Origin of the sequence: Aliidiomarina sp. (assembly GCF_047920995.1) — a bacterium.
Lineage (GTDB): Bacteria > Pseudomonadota > Gammaproteobacteria > Enterobacterales > Alteromonadaceae > Aliidiomarina.
Genome location: NZ_JBLRWZ010000052.1, coordinates 1 through 7,698 on the forward strand (window position 1 = coordinate 1; position 7,698 = coordinate 7,698).

A 7,698-nucleotide genomic window follows, 5' to 3' on the forward strand; every position below is an offset into this window, starting at 1 on the left:
AACTTTGTCGGCCACAAAACGGATCAGCGGCCAGCGTAACGGCGCCGTTAACCAACCTCGCCCTACTAACGTCCAGGCCGCGTGGGTAACATCTAATCCATACAGCATTTCGCCGATATCGGTTTGGCCATGCAAAATCGTATTTGCCGCCTGCTTATCAACGTGCGGATAGCGTTCCACGAAATCCGGCTCATTAATATCTTCATAGGCCATGTGGCCATTACTATCGAGCTGCTCAAGCTTGCGCATTTCATGCAAGCATAGCGGGCATGTACCATCATAAAAAATCGTAAGTTGTGCCACGGTTGCTCCTTAAACGCTTTCGCGATTGCTTAGCTACAGTATACGCAAATGCGGCACGGAAAGTTCTGCGTGAGGCAACAATTTATTTACACGCTCTACATGGCAGCTTGAGTTTCGCTAATGTACGTATGCACAAATTGCTCAAGTATATTCAGCGGCACTGGCCCGCTGGCTAGCACCACATCATGAAACTCACGAATATCGAACGCATCACCTAACTCGGTTTTCGCATGTTCGCGCAATTCCAGAATCTTAATCATGCCAATTTTGTAAGCCGTTGCTTGGCTTGGCATTACGATATGCCGCTCCACCATTTTCACCGCATCAGCTTCAGCGTTAGGTGTATTGGCAACGTAAAAATCAATACTTTCTTCACGTGTCCATTGTTTAGCATGAATACCCGTATCAACCACTAACCGCACGGCGCGCCATAACTCCATCGCCAAGCGGCCAAAATCAGAATAAGGGTTTTCATAAAAGCCAATTTCTTTTGGAAGTAGCTCGGTATATAGCCCCCAGCCTTCGCTATACGCAGTATAACGGCCAAATTTACGGAAGGTTGGAATCCCCTCTAGCTCTTGGGCAATCGCAATTTGCATGTGGTGCCCAGGAATCCCCTCATGGTAGGCAAGCGCTTCCATTTGATAGGTTGGCATTGAAGCCATATCGTACAAGTTGGCGTAGTACACACCCGGGCGCGAGCCATCCATTGAAGGCTGCTGATAAAATGCTTTACCCGCCGATTGTTCGCGGAACGGCTCTACTGCTCGCACCACCATGTCGGCTTTTGGTTTAGTAATAAATAGCTCATCGAGCCGTTCGCGCATGGCATCAATGTAAGCCGTAGCCTCATCGATATAGCGTTGGCGGCCTTCATCAGTAGCCGGGTAAATGAAATCTTCGCTGTTGCGCATATGTACGAAAAATTCTTGCAGGCTACCCGCAAACTCCACTTCTTCCATAATCACGCGCATTTCATCATGAATGCGCGCCACTTCGCTTAAGCCAATATCGTGAATTTCATTTGCGGTTAAATCAGTGGTAGTAGTGCGCTGCAACGCATTGTTATAAAACGCTTCGCCGTTTGGAAATTTCCAAGCACCATCTTTGTTATCCGCTTGTGCCGCAATTTCTTCCACCACGCTAATTAAATGCTCATACGCAGGCTTTACCGATTGTAACAACGCTTGTTCGGCCGCCGCCAGTAAACTACTATGCTGATCTTCCGAAATATCCAGCGCAGCAATTTTACCCGCAAAATCGGCAAGCAATGTGCTTGCGGCTCCGTTATCAAACGGTGCGCCTGAAATAATATTGCGGCTATCGCTTATCACATAAGGGTAAACAAATTGCGGCGCAATAATGCCCTTCTCGGCCCGAAGTTTCAGGCCCTCGGTTAACTGATCAAATAAGGCAGGCAGAGCATTTAATCGGGCAATATAGGCTTCAGCATCGGCCATTTCATCAATACCATGCTGGTTGATTAACAGCGCTGCCACCCGCGAGTGCATGCCAAACATCTGGTTTACCGGGTAGTTATGATGGCGCCATTGAAAATCAGCAATCGATTCTTGCAAGTTTTGCTTGGCCAGCATCCAACTAATGCTCGTTTGCTCATCCAGTTTGCTTGCATCAATCGCAAGCACCCGAGCTAATTGGTTTTGTTGTAACGCTAAGGTTTCTTCCGCGTGCTGCTCGGAAATATCATCCCACTTATCTTGATCGCGCTTAATGCCCAAAAATGATTGATACATGGGGCTGCGCAACACATTTTCCATAAACATATCTTCGAACAACTGATTCGCTTTGGCCGATTCTGTTGCCACTTCTGCTGCCGTTGCCGCAGGCGCAGGCGCTGCTGCGCTTGGTGCTGAGTTTGTAGCAGCCAGAGCATCAGCCTCTGGCGCCTCTGAACATGCACTCGTGAGTACTACCAGCGAAACCGCTAGCGCGATACGTTTGTAAGCAAACATAAGAATTCTCCTGTTGTATGTGGTTTTTTAAACCTTTTTATGTAGTTCTTTGCAACCAATAGCTTGAGATTAACACGGATACATTCAGCATGTTGTGCTCGCATGTTAAATCACGTTAGATCTGCACAATCTTACATATAACCTTTTCGATTTGCTTCACCCTTCATTAGTGCGGTGTAATGGCAGCCTTAATTAAGTGTATGCGGAGGCCATTATGAGCGAAGCCATTGTGCGCGAGATAGTAGTAATTCATGAAAACAACGAATGGTTAGTTCCCTTGCGCGAAGCATTCGCAAAGCGCGGTGTTACCGCGCAGGAATGGTTTTTAGATACCGGCGTAGTGCCATTCACCGAACAGCCCAACGATGCGGTGTATTACAATCGCATGAGCGCTTCTTCGCATACCCGTGGCCATCGCTTTGCCCCCGAGCTTACCCGCGCAGTACTCACGTGGTTAGAAGGCTATCAGCGCACCGTAGTGAACAATAGCAGTGTGTTAGCGCTCGAAGTGTGCAAAATATCTCAGTACGCCGCATTACAACGCGCCGGCTTGCAGGTGCCAAAAACCCATGCGGTTGTTGGCATGCCGCATATACTTGCCGCAGCTGAAGCCTTTAACCAATGGCCGCTAATTTTGAAACCAAACCGAGGCGGTAAAGGGCTTGGCGTGCAACGCTTTAATAAACTTGCCGAGCTTAGCGCATACCTTGAGCGTGATGATCTTGAAGAACCCTTAGACGGCATTTGGTTGCTGCAAGAATACATTCAACCCAAGCAACCATTTATCACCCGCGCCGAATTTATTGGCCAGAAGTTTTTGTATACGGTGCAAGTGAATACCGAAGATGGCTTTGAGCTTTGCCCTGCCGATAACTGCAGCATTGAAGACCAGTTTTGCCCTACCGATCAAAAAGCGGAAAAATTCGAAATTACCGAGCGCTTCAACGAGCACGAAATTGTCGGCCAACTTGAAACCTTTTTGCGCGCAAGCCAAATTGATGTAGCCGGCATCGAGTTCATTGAAAATGCCAATGGCGAGCTGTTCGTTTACGATGTAAACACCAATACCAACTACAACCAAGCCGCAGAGCAACGCGCCCAAGTTGAGCGCACCGGCATGGGTGCATTAGCTGATTATTTAATAGAATTGGCTTCGAGGTAATATTCTGGGTGCAAAAGCCGCTTATTGTGAAGTGAGCGGTTTTGGTCAGAATAGAAAAAATAATATTTTTTGTTTACACCTTGTGGGAGCGCAAAGACAGCTCAAATCCGCAAGCATCGGCATATTTAAGCAAAGTAGACCAACTCGGGTTGGTGCTTCCTGTTTCCAAACGGCTTACATTGCTCTTCTTAGTTTGCATTTTGTCCGCAACTTGTTCTTGCGTTAACCCAGCACTTGCTCTCATGGAAAGGAGCTGATCAATTAACTTAAATTCGCTTTCTAACTGCTCATATTCGGATTTAACTTCAGCATTCTTGAATGCGCGCTGCTTTAGTTTTTCAATACTCATGATTTTTGCACCTCTTTTTGGCGTTCTCGAGGCATTTTGAGGATCTCATTCTCAACCCCAGCGTAAAATTGAATTCTCCAATTCATACACATCATCCCTGTTTTGTTATCATATATGATAACTCTCTTTCTGCAATTTGTCTATACAGTGAAAAACCAAAACACAAATACGAAAAGAAAAATACGAGATATACCAGCTGTTGTTTAGCCTAGTGCTTTTGCTACTGCCGCCCCGGCATGCATTTCAGCGGTATCGAATAGCGGAATTGCAGCATCGCCATCTTGCAGCAGCATACCAATTTCGGTACAGCCTAAAATTACACCTTCAGCGCCGCGCGCTGCAAGGCCTGCGATGATCTCAAGGTAAGCTTGCTTGGATTCATCTAAAAATTGCCCTTTGCAAAGCTCATCATAAATAACCCGATGCACTAACTCCCGCTCTACGGGCTCTGGAATAACCACTTCAATACCGTTCGCTTGTAAACGCGCCCGATAGAACTCTTGCTCCATAGTGAATTGCGTGCCCAACAGCCCCACCCGCTTAATGTTGCGGGCCTTAAGCGCTGCCGCAGTAACATCAATGATGTGCAACAAGGGCACAGAAACCGCCGCTGCCACCTCATCGGCAATTTTGTGCATGGTATTCGTGCCAATCAGAATAAAATCCGCACCGGCGCGCTCAAGCGCTTGCGCCGCATCACACAAAATAGCCGCCGTAGCCTGCCAATCGCCCGCATGCTGCAACTTAGTAATTTCCGCAAAATCGACACTCACCAACACCACCTTCGCCGAATGATGCCCACCCAAACGCTGCTTCACGTTTTCATTCAACACCGGTAATACACCTGCGTAGATTCCCAGCTCATACCGCCGATAAGGCCAATGGTTTTCATGTTGGTGAGGCTCCTGTGGTTGGTTCTTTTGCAGCGCAATACCTTGAGATTAGCATGGATAAACGCAATGATAGAGTAACCGTTACTCGCCATCAGCGCAGAGAGAATCAGTATGCAGCACCACCCCACAAGTAGCCTGGCTTACTTTTTAATGGAAAACCAAGATGACTTAGATGTCGGCAGTAGCTTTGAACTTGTGCGAATGAAAGATGGGAAGTTGTTTTATGGGTGGTGATGGGTAATTGAAGTAAAACAAGTGCTGGATGATTTCGCGGCAAAGTGAGACTCAGGTCACCAAATTAACTATGCCACTACACACGGTTACTAACGACCGGATCTAAACTTTCAGGCTTACGAACGACGGCAACCACCTGTTCAAGCGCACATGGGTTATAAAATCAGTTATTCCAAACTAGTTCTGAAATACTCATCACCTTCAATCATGCAAACTCTCATCTGCCCGTTTCCATGGCAGCCGCCTACCCGCATTTCGCATCAAATCATAGGCTTGCCGTGCTTCTTCCTTCGTAATAAGTTCGTGGTCAATCATGGCTGAGACCATACGTATCGTGCCTTGCACTTCAATACCTTCGCGCATTGCTGCATCACGCAAGTCCTTGTCTCCAGTAAGCAACGGGCATCGTTTGTCCATTGCAAGGCACATTGCGAAGATATCGTTACGACTCGGCTTTCGATAAACATCGATCATCTGCATTGCACTCAACATCAACTCTCCAGACAATTCAACAAGCCTTAAACCCTGATCTGGTATATCCGGGTGGTCGTCTGCCAATTCTTCCTCAAATAAAATATCTGGAATAATAAACTCATACGGGAGCTTGAAGAAAACGTGGAGCAGTCCCCCCTCCTGCATATCTATAAGTATATTTGCGTCGCTTACAAGAAGTTGCTGTGGCTCATCCGGCACATTCATGCGTTACCTCAAGCTTACGTTCCTTGTGAAAACTAGATAACGACATACCTAACAATTCGGCAGCTTTAGCCTCACCCATGTATTCCTCGCTGAGCGCCCGATATACAAGCTGTTTAAAAAGGAACGTTGTTTCTGTTGGGTAAGGCTCACCCGGCTCTTGTTTGCGCCAGCCATTTATGCTGAAACTCTTCATTAAACGAGTGTAATAATGTTCAGAAATTAAGTGGCATTGCATGGCACGAACACCAACCGCTGCCATACTGAGACCATATTCGTGCTTCAGCATATAGAGCTCACGTGCTTCAAGGTGGCTACGCCGCTCTCCAAGCTCTTGCTGAATGGATGATTTGGGCAGCAAAAATGCTCCAGCAAAGCGATTACAGGCCTTTTCCTCATCTAAAGAATCAGCGAGGCGCCCATGCAAAGCTAAATGGCCGAGTTCATGTGCCAACGTAAACCGCTGCCGGTCTCCACTCTGTAATCCCGAAATCACAATGAGTGGTTTTCCCTTAATGCTGCCGGCTAAACCATCAAATTTCTTGTCGGTACCAACGTGGGAGAGTATGACCATCAACCCTCGAGACTCGAAAGTATCGACCAAATCCTGAACTGGATTCAGTCCCAAATCCCAATACTCGCGCATGGTATTGGCAACGCTTTCGAGCTCGTCATAGTCCCCAATAGAATTGGGTAGGCACGGAGGTAGTGTAAAGTCCTTAATCGGCTTTGCTGAGTCTGGAAAGAAATCAAGTAACTCATACCAACGTTCAACCTGATCGAGCACGTCGCTCTTAATCTTAGCGAGAGTTTTCTGCGGGGTACTGGCTCGCTTGCGATATTCAACACCTTCCAACTCAACTTTCATTGGGCGAAAAAAATATTCGCTGCGCACGTTCAAGGCTTTAGCAAGCTTCATTAAGTTTGACGACGAAGGCATGGCATCACCGTGCTCGTATTTCTTTATCGCATTGGGCGACAGCCCTACCTGATCAGCAAGTGCTTGCATCGATAAGCCTGAGGCTTTGCGAGCTCGAACGAAACGTTCAGCGAACATTGAATCTTCCTTGGTGGTTTATAAAACTAAAATTTATAATAGAAACATAAACCTCTTTATGCTGTTTGTCTAGAATCGCTAGCAAACTTACAGTCAAGAGACGAGGTTAGAAAGAATTTGGCCGATTCGGCTAAGCGGTAGTTGCTAGTTTAAGTTGCGAACATGTTCTACGATTTTCTATTTCAGGTACTGATACTTTATCGACTTACCGTCATACGCCATTTTACGAGATACACGGCCTTTAACAGCGATCAATCGTCCAGTTGGTACTTGCGTGCTTTGTCCGCTATTATAGCGTTCCAAATCACTGGCAGATACCACCTTCACTTTCAATTTATCACGAAGTGCTTCAACGGCAAGCTCAGGTAAGGGTTTGATAGGTATTAACTTACCCGTTAACGATGAGCGCTTAGCTTTAGCGTAGAGACCTTGGCCAAACTTGATCAAGCTTTCATCCTTCACAAGCTGACGCAATACGCGGCCCACTTGATCCCGATCAGAAAGATCAAGGAAATCCTTCGGAGTAAACACTGTTTTCTTACTCCGGCTAATCCGGTATTTCATTCTACTTCTTAACGAATTAAGCGACATGGCAATAACTCACAAATTTACGACACGATAATATTGTAAATATACGACACTTTAAATAAAAATTAAAACCTATAAAGCCTATATTAACAGCGCATTTGCAGCATAAGCTAAAAATCACGAGATGAAATTCAATAATTTCACGAAAGACCAAGCGGAGCTAAAGCTGACAAGAGTTTGCTGGTGACAGAAGGCGCGTACGTGTGCCATGATCCAGTCTTCCAGTTGTTGCGAACGCCCGGCTTCAACATAGGTGTAGTTTGAAGCACCCAAGGTTGCCACAAAGACCTGCGCGTTATAGCGAACTTCACCGGTATGGGGATTGAAGATAGGCACTGTCGGACCGCAGTAATCAATAAACAGTTTATCGCCGGCAAGATGCAACTGGCGCATACTGCGCTTTTGGGTCTTACGCCAACTACGATAGTGCTCACAGAATTGCG

Annotated in this window: 7 protein-coding genes and 2 pseudogenes; 1 reads left to right on the forward strand and 8 read right to left on the reverse strand. The window is 46.5% G+C overall.

Annotated features, from left to right (window positions below):
- Nucleotides 1-303: thiol-disulfide oxidoreductase DCC family protein (locus tag ACNA7P_RS10625; protein ID WP_416258607.1), on the reverse strand; the 303-nt coding region annotated here is incomplete at its 3' end.
- A 95-nt stretch (nt 304-398) separates the two neighbouring features.
- Nucleotides 399-2,276 carry a DUF885 domain-containing protein gene (locus ACNA7P_RS10630; protein WP_416258608.1) on the reverse strand — a complete coding sequence of 626 codons (1,878 nt, stop codon included), beginning with the start codon at nt 2,274-2,276 and terminating at the stop codon, nt 399-401.
- A gap of 214 nt (nt 2,277-2,490) precedes the next feature.
- Between ACNA7P_RS10630 and ACNA7P_RS10635 the strand changes: the two genes are divergently transcribed.
- Nucleotides 2,491-3,438 (forward strand): ATP-grasp domain-containing protein, encoded by a 948-nt coding sequence (locus tag ACNA7P_RS10635; RefSeq protein ID WP_416258609.1) that lies wholly within the window; start codon nt 2,491-2,493, stop codon nt 3,436-3,438.
- 73 nt (nt 3,439-3,511) lie between these two features.
- Here the strand turns inward: ACNA7P_RS10635 and ACNA7P_RS10640 are convergent, their stop codons facing one another.
- The 6 genes and pseudogenes from ACNA7P_RS10640 to ACNA7P_RS10665 form a co-directional block, all read right to left on the reverse strand.
- Complete coding sequence (locus ACNA7P_RS10640) at nt 3,512-3,787, reverse strand: helix-turn-helix domain-containing protein (protein WP_416258610.1); 276 nt, start codon at nt 3,785-3,787, stop codon at nt 3,512-3,514.
- Between the two features lie 203 nt (nt 3,788-3,990).
- Nucleotides 3,991-4,679, reverse strand: a pseudogene (locus ACNA7P_RS10645) (aspartate/glutamate racemase family protein).
- Nucleotides 4,680-5,115: 436 nt separating this feature from the next.
- Nucleotides 5,116-5,613 carry a PIN domain-containing protein gene (locus ACNA7P_RS10650; RefSeq protein ID WP_416258611.1) on the reverse strand — a complete coding sequence of 166 codons (498 nt, stop codon included), beginning with the start codon at nt 5,611-5,613 and terminating at the stop codon, nt 5,116-5,118.
- Entirely contained in the window at nt 5,597-6,667 is a 1,071-nt protein-coding gene (locus ACNA7P_RS10655; protein WP_416258612.1) for a helix-turn-helix domain-containing protein, read from the reverse strand. The genes ACNA7P_RS10650 and ACNA7P_RS10655 overlap by 17 nt, the downstream gene beginning before the upstream one ends.
- Before the next feature lie 177 nt (nt 6,668-6,844).
- Nucleotides 6,845-7,258, reverse strand: a complete 414-nt coding sequence (locus ACNA7P_RS10660) for a DUF6088 family protein (protein ID WP_416258613.1) — start codon at nt 7,256-7,258, stop codon at nt 6,845-6,847.
- 186 nt (nt 7,259-7,444) lie between these two features.
- Nucleotides 7,445-7,698: pseudogene (locus tag ACNA7P_RS10665) on the reverse strand (IS21 family transposase); the annotation flags it as partial.

Coding starts and splice junctions, on each gene's coding strand:
- ACNA7P_RS10655 (WP_416258612.1), bottom strand. CDS start 6,667: ATGTTCGCTGAACGTTTCGTTCGAGCTCGCAAAGCCTCAGGCTTATCG.
- ACNA7P_RS10660 (WP_416258613.1), bottom strand. CDS start 7,258: ATGTCGCTTAATTCGTTAAGAAGTAGAATGAAATACCGGATTAGCCGG.
- ACNA7P_RS10630 (WP_416258608.1), bottom strand. CDS start 2,276: ATGTTTGCTTACAAACGTATCGCGCTAGCGGTTTCGCTGGTAGTACTC.
- ACNA7P_RS10650 (WP_416258611.1), bottom strand. CDS start 5,613: ATGAATGTGCCGGATGAGCCACAGCAACTTCTTGTAAGCGACGCAAAT.
- ACNA7P_RS10635 (WP_416258609.1), top strand. CDS start 2,491: ATGAGCGAAGCCATTGTGCGCGAGATAGTAGTAATTCATGAAAACAAC.
- ACNA7P_RS10640 (WP_416258610.1), bottom strand. CDS start 3,787: ATGAGTATTGAAAAACTAAAGCAGCGCGCATTCAAGAATGCTGAAGTT.